Annotated in this window: 17 protein-coding genes; 2 read left to right on the top strand and 15 right to left on the bottom strand. The window is 67.6% G+C overall.

From position 1 onward, the window contains the following. Nucleotides 1–195 precede the first annotated feature (195 nt). Entirely contained in the window at nucleotides 196–321 is a 126-nt protein-coding gene (locus Sa4125_RS24160; RefSeq protein ID WP_267461359.1) for a hypothetical protein, read from the bottom strand. A gap of 461 nt (nucleotides 322–782) precedes the next feature. Then, a complete protein-coding gene (efp, locus tag Sa4125_RS05800; protein ID WP_224004710.1) occupies nucleotides 783–1349 on the bottom strand; it encodes an elongation factor P in 567 nt (188 codons plus the stop codon). A 118-nt stretch (nucleotides 1350–1467) separates the two neighbouring features. Here efp and epmA point away from each other — a divergent pair, with 118 nt between their 5' ends. Further along, the gene (epmA, locus tag Sa4125_RS05795) at nucleotides 1468–2520 is read left to right on the top strand and encodes an EF-P lysine aminoacylase EpmA (protein WP_224004707.1); all 1053 of its coding nucleotides are present in this window, start codon (nucleotides 1468–1470) and stop codon (nucleotides 2518–2520) included. After that, complete coding sequence (locus Sa4125_RS05790; protein WP_224004705.1) at nucleotides 2517–3560, top strand: lysine-2,3-aminomutase-like protein; 1044 nt, start codon at nucleotides 2517–2519, stop codon at nucleotides 3558–3560. Before epmA ends, Sa4125_RS05790 begins: the two co-directional genes overlap by 4 nt. Before the next feature lie 165 nt (nucleotides 3561–3725). Here the strand turns inward: Sa4125_RS05790 and arsC are convergent, their stop codons facing one another. From arsC to Sa4125_RS05725, 13 genes are all read right to left on the bottom strand, one after another. Then, a complete protein-coding gene (gene arsC, locus Sa4125_RS05785; RefSeq protein WP_224004702.1) occupies nucleotides 3726–4142 on the bottom strand; it encodes an arsenate reductase (glutaredoxin) in 417 nt (138 codons plus the stop codon). Nucleotides 4143–4299: 157 nt separating this feature from the next. Continuing rightward, on the bottom strand, nucleotides 4300–5526 hold the full coding sequence (gene arsK / locus Sa4125_RS05780) for an arsenite efflux MFS transporter ArsK (RefSeq protein WP_224004699.1): 1227 nt from the start codon (nucleotides 5524–5526) through the stop codon (nucleotides 4300–4302). Between the two features lie 55 nt (nucleotides 5527–5581). Then, complete coding sequence (locus tag Sa4125_RS05775; protein ID WP_224004696.1) at nucleotides 5582–5884, bottom strand: metalloregulator ArsR/SmtB family transcription factor; 303 nt, start codon at nucleotides 5882–5884, stop codon at nucleotides 5582–5584. 255 nt (nucleotides 5885–6139) lie between these two features. After that, the gene (locus Sa4125_RS05770; protein WP_224004693.1) at nucleotides 6140–6775 is read right to left on the bottom strand and encodes an isochorismatase family cysteine hydrolase; all 636 of its coding nucleotides are present in this window, start codon (nucleotides 6773–6775) and stop codon (nucleotides 6140–6142) included. A 48-nt stretch (nucleotides 6776–6823) separates the two neighbouring features. Then, the gene (locus Sa4125_RS05765) at nucleotides 6824–7564 is read right to left on the bottom strand and encodes an SDR family NAD(P)-dependent oxidoreductase (RefSeq protein WP_224004690.1); all 741 of its coding nucleotides are present in this window, start codon (nucleotides 7562–7564) and stop codon (nucleotides 6824–6826) included. 53 nt (nucleotides 7565–7617) lie between these two features. Beyond that, nucleotides 7618–8934 (bottom strand): glutamine synthetase family protein, encoded by a 1317-nt coding sequence (locus tag Sa4125_RS05760; RefSeq protein WP_224004687.1) that lies wholly within the window; start codon nucleotides 8932–8934, stop codon nucleotides 7618–7620. Between the two features lie 53 nt (nucleotides 8935–8987). Further along, nucleotides 8988–9854: a MurR/RpiR family transcriptional regulator gene (locus tag Sa4125_RS05755; protein WP_224004684.1), complete on the bottom strand. Its 867-nt coding sequence runs from the start codon at nucleotides 9852–9854 to the stop codon at nucleotides 8988–8990. Next, nucleotides 9851–10636 (bottom strand): N-formylglutamate amidohydrolase, encoded by a 786-nt coding sequence (locus Sa4125_RS05750; RefSeq protein WP_224004681.1) that lies wholly within the window; start codon nucleotides 10634–10636, stop codon nucleotides 9851–9853. The genes Sa4125_RS05755 and Sa4125_RS05750 overlap by 4 nt, the downstream gene beginning before the upstream one ends. A gap of 45 nt (nucleotides 10637–10681) precedes the next feature. Continuing rightward, a complete protein-coding gene (locus Sa4125_RS05745; RefSeq protein ID WP_224004679.1) occupies nucleotides 10682–11845 on the bottom strand; it encodes an ABC transporter substrate-binding protein in 1164 nt (387 codons plus the stop codon). Continuing rightward, nucleotides 11842–12888, bottom strand: a complete 1047-nt coding sequence (locus tag Sa4125_RS05740) for a branched-chain amino acid ABC transporter permease (RefSeq protein ID WP_224004676.1) — start codon at nucleotides 12886–12888, stop codon at nucleotides 11842–11844. The genes Sa4125_RS05745 and Sa4125_RS05740 overlap by 4 nt, the downstream gene beginning before the upstream one ends. Further along, on the bottom strand, nucleotides 12885–13781 hold the full coding sequence (locus Sa4125_RS05735) for a branched-chain amino acid ABC transporter permease (RefSeq protein WP_224004673.1): 897 nt from the start codon (nucleotides 13779–13781) through the stop codon (nucleotides 12885–12887). The genes Sa4125_RS05740 and Sa4125_RS05735 overlap by 4 nt, the downstream gene beginning before the upstream one ends. After that, nucleotides 13781–14506, bottom strand: coding sequence for an ABC transporter ATP-binding protein (locus Sa4125_RS05730; RefSeq protein WP_224004670.1), 726 nt, complete (start codon nucleotides 14504–14506; stop codon nucleotides 13781–13783). Before Sa4125_RS05730 ends, Sa4125_RS05735 begins: the two co-directional genes overlap by 1 nt. Continuing rightward, nucleotides 14493–15293: an ABC transporter ATP-binding protein gene (locus tag Sa4125_RS05725; protein ID WP_224004667.1), complete on the bottom strand. Its 801-nt coding sequence runs from the start codon at nucleotides 15291–15293 to the stop codon at nucleotides 14493–14495. The genes Sa4125_RS05730 and Sa4125_RS05725 overlap by 14 nt, the downstream gene beginning before the upstream one ends. Nucleotides 15294–15392: the final 99 nt, after the last annotated feature.

The following is a 15392-nucleotide window of genomic DNA, read 5'->3' as shown; positions in this document are numbered from 1 at the left end:
GCTGCGGGATGTCGACCCGAAATCCCCTTCGAATACGAGCGAGAGCTGCGCGCGCAAGGCGCTCGATCTGAACCGGAATATCTGGCGACTTGCAGATGGACCGGTGCGCCGTCCAAGTCACCCTGCGCACAGTGCTTCAGCGCCGACCGTCTCTCCTGGATCAGACATTTTCGCGTTCTGATTGCCTGCCGGATATCACACCCGCCAGAGCTCGGGAGCCAGGACCGCGACCAAAATCGCCACCAGACCGATCAGGATCAGGATGCCGATCGTCCTCGTCTTCCCCTGACGATCGGCGCTGTAGTCTCTGTTGTCCGGCATTCTGGCTCCCCACACGGCTGAAAACCGACACCCCAATGACAATCGAGCATTTTTAGGGGCAGTCCGTCGCAATCGCGGCGCCTTGCCGCGCCAGCCAGCCGACGGGCGGACGGGCGGACGGACTGCAAGTATCTGTGCCCTGCCTCAACGGTCCGGCCGCCCAGACGGCCTCGGCCCCACGGCGTGCCCATCACGCATCCGCAACCGACGTTTCGGCAGCGTCCCAGTTTCGGCTGGCGCGAGGGCGTAAACCGACAGGGCGCCGGATGAGAGCCGCCCCTGACGCCAGCCCACCAAGAGCGCTGGCTTTTCGTCAACCTTCATGGATGGCCGGTGAGGTGGCTGCCCCACAGAATGGGCGGCCCATCTGGAAGGGTGAGCTGCCTCCGCATCCGCTGGATGCGTGTCCCACGGGGGGGAACCCGGCGCAAACCGGAACGCCGGAGAAGGTCGCCCGAAACTCAGTCCTTGGCGCGCTCAACATAGGAGCCGTCGGCGGTGAGCACGACGATGCGCGTGCCCGCGGCAATGTGAGGGGGCACCTGGGTGCGCAGGCCGTTGGAAAGGACCGCGGGCTTGTAGGAGGCGGAAGCCGTCTGGCCCTTCGTCACCGGCTCGGTCTCCATGACCTCGAAAGTGGCGCGCTGCGGCAGTTCGAGCGAGATCGCGACGCCGTCGTAGATCGACACGGCCACGGTCATGTTCTCGATGAGGTAGGGCGCGGCGTCGCCGACCACGCTCTCCGGCACGAGCACCTGGTCGAAGGTCTCGGGATTCATGAAATGATACCCCTCGCCGTCGGCATAGAGGAAGGTGTGGTCGCTCTCATCGACGAAGGCCCGCTCGACCGTCTCGGTCGTGCGGTAGCGCTCGGACACCTTCACGCCGTCCGAGATCCGGCGCATGTCGAGCTGCGTCACGGAATTGCCCTTGCCAGGATGGATGTTCTCGGCAATGAGAATGACGTAGAGCTTGCCATCCTGATCGACGACATTGCCTTTGCGGAGCGAACTGGCGATCACCTTCAAGGGTGTGTTTCCTCATTTGAGCGGTTGGTTGGGCTGACCCAGGCGGGCCTTGCGCTAGCGCCTAGCGCATCTCGGGCGTATTCGCCAGTCGCCTTTCCCCTTTTCGAGCCGAGCCGCCATGCCTGACGCCTCTCCCTGGTGGACCCCCGACGTCCACGCCGACCGCCGGCCGCGCCTTCTGATGCGCAACGCCATCGCGGCGGCGACGCGCGACTGGTTCGCGCAGCGCGATTTCGTCGAGGTGACCACCGGCGCGCTGCAGGTCTCGCCCGGCAACGAGGCGCATCTGGCGGCCTTTGCCACGACGCTAGTCGGCGAGGACGGCGCGCGCTCAGGACTCTATCTTCACACCTCGCCGGAATTTGCCTGCAAGAAACTGCTCGCCGCTGGCGAAAAACGCCTGTTCAGCCTCGGCCCGGTCTTCCGCAATGGCGAGCGCAGCCGCCTGCACCATCCCGAATTCACCATGCTCGAATGGTACCGCGTCGGCGAGACCTACGAGGCGCTGATGGCGGACGCAGCCAACCTGATCGCTCTCGCCGCCGAACGTGCCGGCACGACACGCTTCCGCTTCCGCGGTCGCGAGGCCGATCCCTTCGCCGAACCCGAGCGCATCTCCGTCGCCGAAGCCTTCCAGCGCCATGCCGGCATCGACCTCCTGGCGACCGTCGAAGCGTCCGGCGCGACCGACAGGGACGGCCTCGCCCGGGCGATGACGGCGGCCGGCATGCGCGTTTCGGCGGGCGACAGCTGGGGCGATCTCGTCAGCCGGGCGCTGGTGGAGAAGGTCGAGCCCATGCTCGGCAACGGTCGCCCGACCATTCTCATGGAATATCCCATCCCCGAGGCGGCCTTGGCCCGCCCGAGCCCGCGGGATCCGAAGGTTGCCGAGCGCTTCGAGATCTACTGCTGCGGCGTGGAACTCGCCAACGCCTTCGGCGAACTCACCGACGCCGCCGTCCAGCGGCGACGCTTCGAGGCGGAGATGGACGAGCGCCAGCGCCTCTATGGCGAGCGCTATCCCCTCGACGAGGATTTTCTGGCCGCCCTCGCCGTCATGCCTGAAGCCAGCGGCATCGCGCTCGGCTTCGACCGGCTGGTGATGCTCGCCGTCGGCGCGGAGAGGATCGACGACGTGATCTGGGCGCCGATGCCAGAGCCAGCGCATTGACCCGCGCCTTGCGCACCCCCTCCGCTCTCGTCGCGTCCGGCCTCGTGCCACCGGAGCGGCTGGCGGCGCTGGAGCGCGTTGCCGAGCGCTATGCGGTCTCGATCACCCCGGACATGGCGGCGCTGATCGAAGCCGAGGACGACGGCATCGGCCGCCAGTTCCTGCCCCGCGAGCAGGAACTCGATGCCACGCCCGGCGACCTTGCCGACCCGATCGGTGACGGCGCGCACGCGCCGGTGGCCGGCATCGTTCACCGCTACCCCGACCGCGTGCTCCTGAAGCCGCTGCATGTCTGCCCGGTCTATTGCCGCTTCTGTTTTCGCCGCGAGGTGGTCGGGCCGGACGGCCAGGGCAGCCTCTCCGACGCGGAGCTCGAACAGGCGCTCGCCTATATCGCCGCGCATGAGGAGATCTGGGAAGTCGTCGTCACCGGCGGCGATCCCTTCATCCTCTCGCCGCGCCGCCTCGCCCATATCGCCGGGGCGCTCGCCGCCATCGCGCATGTGAAGGTGCTGCGCCTCCACACCCGCGTGCCCGTCGTCGAGCCCGCCCGGGTCGACGCCGCGCTGATCGACGCGCTGAAAGCCTTCGGCGGCGCCGTCTTCGTCGCGCTCCACGCCAACCACCCGCGCGAGTTCACCCCGGCCGCCATCGCCGCCATTGCAAGGCTCGTCGACGCCGGCATCCCGCTCGTCAGCCAGACCGTGCTCCTGAAGGGCGTCAACGACGACGCCGAGACGCTTTCCGCCCTGATGCGCGCCTTCGTCGAGAACCGGGTGAAACCCTACTACCTCCATCACGCCGACCTCGCTCCCGGCACCGCGCATTTCCGCACGACGATCGGCGAGGGCCAGGCGCTGATGCGCGAGTTGCGCGGCAACGTCTCCGGGCTGTGCCAGCCGACCTATGTCTTGGATATTCCGGGCGGGCACGGGAAGGTGCCGGTGGGGCCGGGATATCTGGCCGGAGCGGACGAGACGTGGGTGGTGACGGATCCGCAGGGTGTGGGGCATGGCTATCCACCCCTTGCGAGGGGATAGCGGCCGATCATCTGCTCCCAAAGTCAAAGTCAAAGCCAAAGACGCAGAGGTCAATTCAGGCGCAAGAGCGTTCGGCTGCGCGGAAGACGCACCGTCGCCGGAGTACTCCAGCGCCGGCGCCCGAACCCGCCACCGACCGAGAGCGGCAAGGTCACCGCACCGAGTTTACGCAGCCCGCCCGGCCGCCGCCACGACCTCTTCGTTCTCCTTCGTGAACGCCCCGATAACGGGATTGTCGAGGATCTCCAGCACCTTTTCCGACGGACGGCAGAGACGCACGCCCTTGTTGGTGACGACGATCGGTCGGTCGATCAGGATCGGGTGCCGGATCATCTCGTCGAGCAGTTCCTCGTCGTCGATCGCCGGGTCGTCGAGGCCGAGCTCGGCATAGGGCGTGCCCTTCTTGCGCAGGATGTCGCGCGGGGTAAGGCCCATCACGTCGAGGAGTTCGATCAACGTCTCGCGCGAGGGCGGCGTCTTGAGATACTCGATGATCTCCGGCTCCTCGCCGGACTGGCGGATCATCGCCAGCGTGTTGCGGGACGTGCTGCAGCCGGGATTGTGGTAGATCGTGACCGTCATGGATCGCCTTTCACGCGATGTCGGGCTGGGAGGAAGAGGTTCATCAACGCTGGCCTTTCCCGCACCTCGGCGTCGGACGCGGCGCCATGGGGCAGGCATAGCAGGGGCAATTTCGGCGAGAGGCCCCCGCCATATTCCTTGGAATGCTGCACTGCGGTCAAGCCGCGACCGACTGGCGCCTCAGCCTAGCCACGCCGAGGAAGACGAGGAAGCCGGCGGCGCCGATCGCGGCGATGAGGCCGAGGGCGGGCCCGGGGCCGAAGAGCTCGATCAGCGACGACAGGACGACCGGGGCCGCCGCCGAGCTGACAAGTTGCGCCGACGAGATCTTTCCCAGGCGCGCGCCGTAGCCCGATCGCCCGAACAGGGCCAGTGGCAGCGTGCCGCGGACGATGCTCGTCAGCCCCGATCCGAAGCCGAGGAGGATGGCGAAGGCGGCGGCCCCGGCGGTGGCCGGTGCGGTCGCGGCGAGCACGACCGCGGCGACCGGCAGCACGGCGCAGGCCGCCAGCGTCGCCTCGATCGGATGGCGGCCGGCTCCGCCCGCAAGATTGGCGAAGCGCACGAAGACCTGGGCGGGCCCGAACAGCGCGGCGACCATCACGCTCGCCGTGCCGATCCCGAGCGAGGCGAGGAGCGGCACCATCTGCGTCGAGATGGCCGAGAACAGGAAGCCGCTCAGCGCAAAGCCGATGACGACCATCCACAGCGCCTGCCCCTGGACGTGGAGCGGCAGGGCCGTATCGTCCCCGACCGCCGCCGGCGCGATGGTCTGCGCGCCCCTTTCGGCAGACCGGCGCTGAAGCCTGCGCAGGGCGAGGTGGACGGGCATGGCGACGAAGAGGTTGAGGCCGGCATAGAAGACGAGGATCGATCGCCAGTCGAGGACCGTCAGCAGGCTGTCGGTCAGCGGCCAGAACAGGGTCGAGGCAAAGCCGGCGATCAGTGTCAGGTGGACGATCCGGCGCGGCGCCGCCTGCCCCTCGCTTTCCGCCAGATAGGCGAAGGCGGCATTGTATTCGACGAAGGGCGAACAGAGCTGCAGCGCCACGACGCCGGCGACGAGGACGGCGCCCGTCGGCGCCGAGGCGATCAGGAGCAGTGCGCCTGCCGCGGCGACCGATCCGCAGGCCATCACGCGGGCCGAACCGTAGCGATCGAGGCAGCGTCCGGCGAAGGGCGAGACGATGCCGCCGGCCAGCAAAGCAAGGGAGAGCGCGGCGAAGATCCAGGGCAGCGGCCAGTCGAAGGTCCGCGCCATCTCCGGGGCGAGGATCGCATAGGCATAATACAGTGTGCCGTAGCCGATGATCTGGCTGAGCCCGAGCAGCCAGACGGCGACCGTCCCCCGCTGCGGCGCCCGCAGGGGGCCCCTTGATCTCATCCTGTTATATCCATGATTCTGGAAGTAAGGCGTGCGTGTGACAGCGTCGTGACGGTCACCCGGAGGACGGGGATGGCCGGCTGCAGCATTCGTCGACGAGAAATCCCACCAGCTCGTTCATCACCAGAAAGTCCGCCCGGCAGACCAGCGTCGTGCCCTGCCGCTCCTGCGTCACCAATCCCCTGTCAACGAGGCGCCGAAGGTGGTGCGACAGCGTCGACGCGGGAAATCCCAACTCGTCCTGGATCCCGCCGACGGGCATTCCGCCCTCCCCGGCCCTGACCAGCAAGCGGTAGATGCGCAGGCGGCTCGGACTGCCGAGCGCCTCGAGCCGGGGCGCTGCTGTTTCGATCTTCATGGTAATATTCGTAACGCCGGGGTCCGGGCCCGTCAATCGCCGCGCGGCGGATGGCGCGTGCCGGTCGTTCCGGGTGCTTTCGACGCGCATCGATCGCCGGGCGGTGCGGGAGCCGGCGGCTCTGCCTCCCCTGGCGCCGCGCCGGCAAGGCGTGCCCCCAGTCTGCCGCTCGACGCCCGCCCTGTTGATCCGGGCCGGGATTGCCGGCTTCGACGGTCGCGGCGATCGTTCCTTGCGCGCGACCGCGATGAGAGATCAGGACTCTTGTCCCCGCGCGATCCAGTCGATCGCCGCTTCGGTGTCGAGGGTGCGGCAGTAGCCGGCGAAGGCTGCCAGGGCATTGTCATGGCGCGGAGCCGAATGGGTGGCGCAGGCGTCGGACACGCAGACGGGATAGAATCCGCGGTCGGCGGCATCGCGAACGGTATGATCGACGCACTGGTCGGTCAGGAAGCCTGTGATGACGAGCGTGTCGATGCCGATGTTGCGCAGGATGTATTCGATATTGGTGGAGTTGAAGACGCCGGACGACGTCTTCGGCAGGACGATCTCGTCGTCATCAGGCGCAAGGGCGTCGAAGACCCTCGCCTCCCAGGAGCCCCTGGCGATGAAGAAGTTCGACAGCTTGTAGTCGAGGCTGCGGTCGCGGCCGTCCCGCGTCAGGTTCTCCATCACCGTGTACATCACCTCCGCTCCGGCGGCGCGGAAGGACGTCACGAGGCGCTGCAGATTGGGCAGCACCGTCCCGCGCACCGCGGCATCGAAGGCCGGCAGGCGTTCGGCGACGCCGGGGTTCCAGACATAGTTCTGCGTATCAACGAGGAGCAGACAGGTACGCCTGGGGTCGAAGGGCCGCTCGCGCGTCAGGATGGCGTCTTCCGGGCGTTGCATGGGCAATATTCCGCTCGCTGGGGCTGGATGGGACAGGGACAGGCGCGCTTAAACCATGATGTCGCCGCCGTTCGGATGGAACGTCGCGCCGACATAGAAGGCGGCATCCTCGCCGGCGAGGAGAAGTGCCGTCGGCGTGACCTCGGCAATCGTCCCTTCCCGGCCGATGACGAGGTCCGACTGCTTCTTCGCCTTCCATTCCGGCGGCAGCTTCATGTCGGTATCGAGCGGGCCCGGGCAGATCGCGTTGACGGCGATGTTGTCGCCCGTCACCTCGTAGGCGAGCGAGCGGGTGAGGCCGAGGATCCCGGCCTTGGCGGCGGCATAGTGGGCCATGCCCTCACCGCCCTTGTAGGCAAGCTGCGAGGAGATGTTGATGATCCGGCCATAGCGCCGCTGTCGCATCGCCGGCAGCACCGCCCGCGTGCAGTAGAAGACGCTGGTGAGGTTGATTCGCAGCATCTCGCTCCACATCGTCGTCGTCATCGTCTCGACATGCGAGACGGTCGCGACGCCGGCATTGTTGACGAGAATGTCGGGATCGCCGAGGCTTTTGGCGATCTCCGCAAAGGCCCTCAGAACGTCGGCCTCGTCGCCGACGTCCGCGGTCACGGCAAGGCTCTGCCCGCCGGAGGCGACGATGCCGTCGGCGACCCTCCGGGCGCCCTCCGCATTGCAGTCGATCACCGCGACGGCAGCGCCTTCCGCGGCATAGAGCTCGGCGATGCCGCGGCCAAGGCCGGTCGCGGCCCCGGTGACGGCCGCGATCCGTCCGGTCAGTTTTCCCAACTCACGTCCCCCTGTCATTCTCGCGCGGCATTCGCCCGTCGAGCTCGCCGGCGTCAGTACACTTCGGCATAGCGCCGGCAGATTTCCTCGGGCGACCAGTCGCGGCCGAGAGCAAATTCCGCCTGCCGGTTGGCGACGTAGGCCGCCAAAAGGCGCGGAGGAAGAAAACCCTGCACCGCCGCGTCCGCATCGAGCGCGGCATGGGCCGCATCGACCGAGTCCGGCAGCCGGACGATGCCGCGCGCCTGGCGCTCGGCTTCGCCCATCTCCTCGGGATCCTGTCCCTCGGTCGGCGTCGGCATCGGCAGCGCTTGCGCGAGGCCGGCAAGGCCTGCCCGGATGATGAGGGCGAGCTGGAGATAGGGATTGCCGGTGGCGTCGGCGGCGCGAAACTCGAAATTGAACTGCCCGGCGGTCTTCTCCTCGGACTTTCCGAAAACCGGGCAGATGCGGATGCCGGCCTCGCGGTCGCGGTAGCCGATGTTCGACCAGGCGCCTGTCCAGGTATGCGGCTTCAGCCGGAGATAGGAGACGACCGTCGGCGCGGTGAAGGCGCAGAGCGCGGGCATGTGGCGGACGATTCCGGCAAGGAAGCTTCCCGCCTTCTCGCTGACGCCCTGGGACGCGCCGGCATCGTAGCTGACAGGTCTGCCGTCCTTGTCCCAGAGGCTGAAATGGATGTGCACGCCACTGCCGAGCCCTTCCGGCGAGAGTCGCGGGGAGAAGCTCAAGGAGTGTCCGAGGCGCCACGCCGTCGCCCGCGCCATCTCCTTCAGGATCACCGCGCCGTCGCAGGCGGCCATCGGCTCGGACGGCAGCACCGTCACCTCGAACTGGCCGGGTCCGAACTCCGCGAGATAGCTGTCGGTCTCGACCCCGGCGGCGCTGAGGGCGGCAAGGAACGTCTCGCCGAAGGCGCCGTGGCGGCGGACGGCGTCCAGCGCATAATTGTCGGCCGTCCGCGATTGCGCGCCGGAATAGATGAACTCGTGCTCGAAGGCGACGCGAAGGCTGAGGCCGGTCTCCTCAAGGAGCGCGGCGGCGGCCTCGCGCAAGAGCGTGCGCGGACAGCAGTCGAAGCGCGAGCCGTCGGTCTCAGTGAGGTCGCAGAGATAGAAGCGCTCGGCCGGCGTGCCGTCGCCGAAATCGACCTCGACCTTCGTCGCTGCGTCCGGCATCAGCATCAGGTCGCCGTGCGCGCCCCAAGGGGACGGGGCGATCGTGCCGAAGGCCGTGAACATCAGATTGGTCGGCGTCCAGCCGACGCCCGACGTCAGCCGGCGCTCCACCAGCCGCGTCGGAACGCCTTTGCCGCGCACCGCCCCGGTCAGGTCCGCATGGCAGAACATGGTCAGCGGCTCGCGGATCATGACGGCCCCCCCGTGCGATCGGCTGGTCGGCGCGATGGTGTGCTCGGCATGGCTCAGTCCCCGAGATTGAAGGTCTTGCGAAGGGTTTCCAGCCCGCCGATGCGCTCTTTCGCGCTCTCGCCGAGCGCCTCGACGACGCCAGCGACGATCAGCTCGACGACGGCGAGCCCGGCGACGCCGCTGTCGAAGGCGCTCGGTATGGCGACGGGACAGGCGACGACGAAGGTGGAAAAGGCGGCGATGGGCGAATACCAGACGTCGGTGACGAGAAGGATCGTCGCCCCCTGCGCCTTGGCGCCCTTGGCGAATTCCTCGACGTCCTTCTGATAGCGGCGGAAATCGAAGACGACGACGACGTCGCCCTCCCGGACGTCGAGAAGATAGTCGGCCCAGGCGGCGCTGGAGTCGCGGATAATCCGCGCGCCGGGCCTGAGCTCGCGCAGGTAATGGTGAAAATAGGAGGCCAGCATCCAGCTGAAGCGGCCGCCGATGAAGAAGACGTTGCGCCGGGGGTCGCAGAGCTGCGCGACCATCGCGGCCAGTTCCTCGCGGCCAAGACCGCTCGCCGCGCCCTCGATATTGCGTCGAAGCGCGTCGGACACTTCTCCGTAGAGATCAGTCGCGCCGTCCCGCGTGGCGGCGGAGTAGCGCGTCAGCGGGCTCTGCAGGCGGCTCTGGATCTCGTTGCGAAGCGCCTCCTGGAATTCGGCGTAGCCGGCGAAGCCGAGGCGACCGACGAAGCGCAGGATCGTTGGCCCACTGGTTTGCGCACGCTGGGCGAATTTCGCGACGGTCTCGAGGCCCGCCAGCGGATATTCGCCGAGCAGCGCACGCGCGACGCGGCTTTCGGCAGCGCTGAGCTCCGGCAGTTCCTTGCGGACGCGGTCCTGCAGCGAGAGATGGGCCGAGTCAGCGGTCATGCCGGGATCACGCCGGCGCGCTCGACAGCCCGCGGAAAGACCTCGCGCAGGAGTTCCGCCCATTCAAGCTGCCCGGCCTCGGTCCCGATCAGGTCCTGGCGGATCTCGATCTCGACATAGGGCAGGCCGTTCGCCTCCGCATGGAGGGGGACGGTGTAGTCGGTCTCGGAATTGACGCTGTAGGGCTGGTTGCGGCCGATGCAGAATTGCGTCTCGGCGGAGAGAATCTCGATCAGTGGATTGCCGATCCGCCAGTCCTTGTCGGCGAGAACGCCGATGTGCCAGGGCCGCGGGCCGGGCTCGCCGCCGAAGACGGGAGTGCAGCTGTGCATGGCAAAGAGGACGGTCGGGATGCCGCGCGCCTTCCTCGCCTTCAGGACGCGCTCGATCTCGCTCTGGTACGGCATCAGGATTTCCGTCTGCCGGCGCGAGATGTCGGCGTCGGCAAGGCCCGCATTGCCCGGCACCACCGTTCCGTCGCTTTCCGTCATGATCGACTGCGCGACGCCCGGGCGCCGGTTGCAGTCGATCACGAGGCGGGAATAGGGCTGGTAGACATAGGTCGCACCGAGATCCCTGGCGAGGCGCGTCGTCACGCCGTGGATGCCGATGTCGTAGGCGACGTGCCGGTCCATCGCCGCCGCGTCGAGCCCGAGAGACCCGAGAGCCCGCGGGATTTCCCGGCCGGCGTGGTCGGCGACGAAGAGAAGCGGCGAAAGGCTGTCATCATTCTCCGTCCCGAAGGCCGGCGGATCGCCGGCCTGCAGAAGTGTTGCGCTCAAGGTCAAGCTCGGTCTCCTCGATGACGCCGCGGCGCCGCTGGCGGTTCAGCTCTTCGGGGTCACCGTGACCTCGAACTTGACGGTGCCCTTGTCGGTCTTCATGACCGCGACCGGCTTGCTCGGCACACGGGAGCCGGCGGGATAGGCGATCGTGCCGGTCACGGCCTCGTAGCCGCTGGTCGCCGCCAGCGCCTTCGTCACGTCGGCGGGCACGGCCGAGCCGGCGCGGGTGATGGCGTCGGCGACGAGGCCCATCGCGTCGTAGCCGAGCGCGGCGAAGGCGTTCTCGGGCGGCACGCCGTATTCGGCCTGATAGGCCTCGCGGAACGTCTTCGCAGGTCCCGTGTCAATGCCGACATAGGCGTGGGTGGCGAAGTAGACGTTGTCGGAAAGCTCAGGTCCCGGCACGCTCGTGAGGAGTTCGGTGTCGAAACCGTCGCCCGCGAAGATCGGCAGCTTCAGCCCGGCCTCGCGCACCTGCTTGACGATGACGCCGGCGGTATCGGGACCGGACGAGGCGAAGAGACCCTCGACGCCCTCGGTCGACTGCAGCCGCGCGACGAGCGCGGAGAAGTCCTGGTCGGTGGTCATGTAGACGTCTTCGAGCACCACCTTGCCGCCCAGCGCGGTGTAGCGCTCGACGAAGTATTTCGACAGGCCCGTGGTGTAGTCCATGGCGTTGTCCGTCCAGACCGCGACGGTTTTGATGCCGAGGGTCGTATAGGCGTATTCGGCCATGGCATGCGCCTGAACGTCGTCGCCGAAGGGCACCAGGAACATCTGGTCGCCGACCATGGACGGCAGGTCCGGCGAGGTCGCGCCCGACGTGACGAAGGGGATGCCGGCGGACTGGAAGAGCGGTGCCGCCGCCAGCGCGAACGTGCTGTCGCTCTGGCCGATGCCGGCGGCGAGACCCTCGATCGAGACGGCGCGCTTGGCCGATGTCGCGGTGACGCCAGTGTCGTTCTTGGTGTCGATGGTGGTGATGTCGATCTTGCGGCCGCCGAGAAGACCGCCGGCCTCGTTCAGCATCTTCGCCTTCAGCTTGACGCCGTTGAGGGATGGGCCGTCGAGCGAGGCGAGACCGCCCGAGGAGACGTTGTAGAGCGCGGCGATGTTGATCGCCTCCTGCGCGCCCGCAGGCAGCGCGACGGTCGCGGCCAGCGCCGTGACGGCCAAGGCAGACAGTCTCGATATCCAGTTCGTCATGTCGTCTTCTCCTCTGTCGGGGGTCGGTTGCTCGGGGTTGGATCGGATCCGCCGAAACGCCGGATCCAGGCGAAGAAATCGGGTTCGGCCGTGCCGAACATGCCCGTCGGGCGGGTGATGAGCACGACGAGCACGGCGAACGCGACGATGATCTGGCTGAGACCGAAGAGCGCGGCCGCCTCTTCGACCGGGCGGAGCAGTTCGGTCAGCACGGTCAGCAGCGCGGCGACGAGGGCGGCGCCGATGATCGAGCCGGTGCCGCCGAGGACCACCATCACCACCAGATGGAAAGCCAGGAGGAAGGTGAAGGAGTTCGGGCTGATCAGCGTCACGAGGTGAACCCAGAGGCCGCCGGCGATCCCGGCGAAGAAGGCACCGAGGGCGAAGGCGAGGACCCGCGTGCGCGCGACGTTGACGCCGAGGCAGGCGGCGGCGAGTTCGTTCTCGCGGATGGCCAGCATGGTGCGGCCGAGCGAGGAATGCTTCAGCTGCCAGCAGACATAGAAGGTGAGGAGGACGAAGAGGAAGACCCACCAGAGCGTCGTCTCCGCCGGCAGACCGCTCAAGCCGAGCGCCCCGCGCGTCACGCCGCGCAGGTTCACGGCAAAGCTCTGGACGATGAAGATGAGGCCGAGCGTTGCGACCGCCAGATAGTGGCCGCGCAGCCGCAGCACGGGAAAGCCGACGATAACGGCCACGATGGCCGCCCCGAGACCGCCGGCGAGAAGCGCGGGGAGGAAGGACCATTCCTGACTGGCGACCATGAAGGGAAGATCGGGAAGCATCACCGTCTTGCGGGCCGACGGCATGACGAGGAGTGCCGTGACGTAGCCGCCAATGGTCATGAAGGCGGGATGGCCGAGCGAGAACAGGCCGACGAAGCCATTGGTGATGTTGAGGCTGACGGCAAGGATGATGGTGATGCCGGCGAACTGGATGATCGACAGGACATAGGGATCGAAGCTTGCCTCGGCGGTGAAGACGAGCACGGCCCCGACCAGCGCCGCGAGGGCAAAGCGCAGCGGAAAGGTGTCGCCGGTCATGCCCGGTCCTCCGTCGAGCGCCCGAGAAGGCCGTTCGGCATCACCAGGAGGACGACGATAAGGGCGCCGAAGACGAAGGCATTTCGGTAGCCGGAATATTCCGGCGGCAGGAGGCCGACGAAAAGCACCTCGGAAAGGCCAAGGACGTAGCCGCCGAGAACCGCCCCGGTGATCGAGCCGACGCCGCCGATGACCGCCGCGACAAAGGCCTTGAGGCCGGGAAGAAGCCCCATCAGCGGGCTGATCTGGCCGTATTTGCTGGCCCACATCAGGCCGGCCGTCGCCGCGAGCCCGCTGCCGATGGCAAACGCCATGGCGATCATCCGGTCGATGTTGATCCCCATCAGCCGTGCCACGTCGTAGTTCTCGGCGGTCGCCCGCATGGCGGTGCCGACCCGGGTGAAGCGGACGAAGAGGACGAGCGCGACCATCAGGACGATCGCAAGCCCGACGATGACGAGGTCGATGACGCGCAGCGAGACGCCGCCGAGGACGACGAGCTGGCCGAGCGCGGGCGGCACGGTGAAGGTGCGCGGCTGCGCCGAGATGGTGAGGACGGCGAGGTTCTGGAGGATGATCGCGACCGCCAGCGAGGCGATGAAGCCCGTCACTTGCGGCGCGCCGCGCATCGGCCGGAAGGCGGCGCGCTCGATGATGACGCCACTCAAGGCGCCGACCGCGAGGACGATGGCGACGGCGACCGGAAACGGCGCATGGGCGACCGAGATACTCGCCAGCGTCGCGAAGGCGCCGATGCTGAAGATGTCGCCATGGGCGAAGTTGATAAGCCGGACGATGCCGTAGATCATCGAGAAGCCAATGGCGATCAGGGCATACATGCTGCCGAGGATCAGGCCGTTGACGATCTGGGAAACGAGATAGGCCCCGGTCATCAGGCGGCTCCGAGGTAGGCGCGGCGGACATCGGCATTGCCGGCGAGTTCCCGGCCGGTGCCGGAGAGAACGAGGCTCCCCGCTTCAAGCACATAGGCCCGGTCCGCGAGGTCCAGCGCCATCACGGCGTTCTGCTCGACGAGGAGGATGGTGACGCCCTCGTTTCGGATGCGGGCGAGGATGTCGAAGATCTGTTCGACGAGCTGCGGCGCCAGACCGAGCGAGGGCTCGTCGAGAAGGAGGAGCTTTGGCCGGCTCATCAGGGCCCGGCCGATCACCAGCATCATCTGCTCGCCGCCGGACAGGCGGTCGCCGGGGACCTCGGCCCGCCGCTTCAGGATCGGGAACTGCGTCTCGATGTCGGCGATATCGCGATCGATCCCGGCCTTGTCGCGCCGGAGATAGGCGCCGATCCGAAGATTGTCGGCGACCGACAGGCTCGCGAACACCTGCCGCCCCTCCGGACAGTGCGAGATGCCGGCGGCGACGATCGCCTCGGCCTTCATCGCGGCGATGTCGACGGGCGCGGCGCCGGCTTCGGCGGCAAAGCGGATGCGGCCGCTTTCGGGGCGAAGGAGACCCGATATCGTCGACAGCGTCGTCGTCTTGCCGGCACCGTTGGCGCCGATCAGCGCGACGATCTCACCCCGCTCGACCTCGAGGCTCACGCCGCGTAGCGCGTGCGTGCCGCCGCGGCGGACATGGACGTCCTCAAGCCAGAGCATCGGCGGGTCTCCTGCGGCGACCGAGATAGGCCTCGATGACCCGGGGATCAGCCTGCACCGATTGCGGCGTGCCGGCGGAAAGGACCTTGCCCTGGTTGACGACGACGATGCGGTCGCAGAGCCGCATCACCATCTTCATGTCGTGCTCGACGAGGAGCGTCGTGATCCCCAGCGTATCGTGCAGATGGCGGATCGTCGTCCCGAGATCGGCTGTTTCGTGCGGGTTCATTCCGGCCGTCGGCTCGTCGAGGAGGAGGAGCGAGGGTTCGCTCGCCAGCGCACGGGCGAGTTCCACCTTGCGCTGGTCGCCGTAGGGCAGGCTGCCGACGCGCTCCCCTGCCCGCCTGGTCAGGCCGAGCACGTCGAGGACGTCCATCGCCCGCCGCCGGATCGCCCGCTCGGCCCCGCGCGCCGACGGCAGCTGCAGGATGCTGGCGAGAAAGCCCGGCCCGTGACGCATATGGACGCCGACCATGACGTTGTCGATGACCGGCAGGTCGCGGAAAAGCCGGATGTTCTGGAAGGTACGCGCCATGCCGAGAAAGGCGTTCTTCTCCGGCGGATTGCCGCCGACCGGGACACCGCGGAAGCGGATGGCACCCGATGTCGGCTTCAGGACGCCGGTGATGAGGTTGAAGGCCGTCGTCTTGCCGGAGCCGTTCGGGCCGATCAGCCCCATCAGCTCTCCGGCGGCCAGGGAGAAGGAGACGCCGTCGAGCGCGCGCACGCCGCCAAAGCTCTTGCAGAGATCCTCGGTCGCCAGAAGCGGCTCGGCTGCCACTGCCATTCCTGCTCGTTCCCCTTGATCGAAACCGCGCCTTAGTTTCATTTGTTAGATGAGGGTGCACGCGTTTTTCGTTTGTTACAAGAGGCGATCTGCCCTAAA

It is taken from the genome of Aureimonas sp. SA4125, assembly GCF_019973775.1.
Lineage (GTDB): Bacteria > Pseudomonadota > Alphaproteobacteria > Rhizobiales > Rhizobiaceae > Plantimonas.
The sequence above is the reverse complement of the archived record's forward strand: the minus strand, read 5'-3'. Positions and strand labels throughout refer to the sequence as shown.

Excerpts from the sequence above, each read along its gene's own strand:
- Sa4125_RS24160 (WP_267461359.1), bottom strand. The coding sequence starts at position 321 with ATGCCGGACAACAGAGACTACAGCGCCGATCGTCAGGGGAAGACGAGG.
- epmA (WP_224004707.1), top strand. The coding sequence starts at position 1,468 with ATGCCTGACGCCTCTCCCTGGTGGACCCCCGACGTCCACGCCGACCGC.
- arsC (WP_224004702.1), bottom strand. The coding sequence starts at position 4,142 with ATGACGGTCACGATCTACCACAATCCCGGCTGCAGCACGTCCCGCAAC.
- arsK (WP_224004699.1), bottom strand. The coding sequence starts at position 5,526 with ATGAGATCAAGGGGCCCCCTGCGGGCGCCGCAGCGGGGGACGGTCGCC.
- Sa4125_RS05775 (WP_224004696.1), bottom strand. The coding sequence starts at position 5,884 with ATGAAGATCGAAACAGCAGCGCCCCGGCTCGAGGCGCTCGGCAGTCCG.
- Sa4125_RS05770 (WP_224004693.1), bottom strand. The coding sequence starts at position 6,775 with ATGCAACGCCCGGAAGACGCCATCCTGACGCGCGAGCGGCCCTTCGAC.
- Sa4125_RS05760 (WP_224004687.1), bottom strand. The coding sequence starts at position 8,934 with ATGATCCGCGAGCCGCTGACCATGTTCTGCCATGCGGACCTGACCGGG.
- Sa4125_RS05755 (WP_224004684.1), bottom strand. The coding sequence starts at position 9,854 with ATGACCGCTGACTCGGCCCATCTCTCGCTGCAGGACCGCGTCCGCAAG.
- Sa4125_RS05745 (WP_224004679.1), bottom strand. The coding sequence starts at position 11,845 with ATGACGAACTGGATATCGAGACTGTCTGCCTTGGCCGTCACGGCGCTG.
- Sa4125_RS05740 (WP_224004676.1), bottom strand. The coding sequence starts at position 12,888 with ATGACCGGCGACACCTTTCCGCTGCGCTTTGCCCTCGCGGCGCTGGTC.
- Sa4125_RS05735 (WP_224004673.1), bottom strand. The coding sequence starts at position 13,781 with ATGACCGGGGCCTATCTCGTTTCCCAGATCGTCAACGGCCTGATCCTC.
- Sa4125_RS05730 (WP_224004670.1), bottom strand. The coding sequence starts at position 14,506 with ATGCTCTGGCTTGAGGACGTCCATGTCCGCCGCGGCGGCACGCACGCG.
- Sa4125_RS05725 (WP_224004667.1), bottom strand. The coding sequence starts at position 15,293 with ATGGCAGTGGCAGCCGAGCCGCTTCTGGCGACCGAGGATCTCTGCAAG.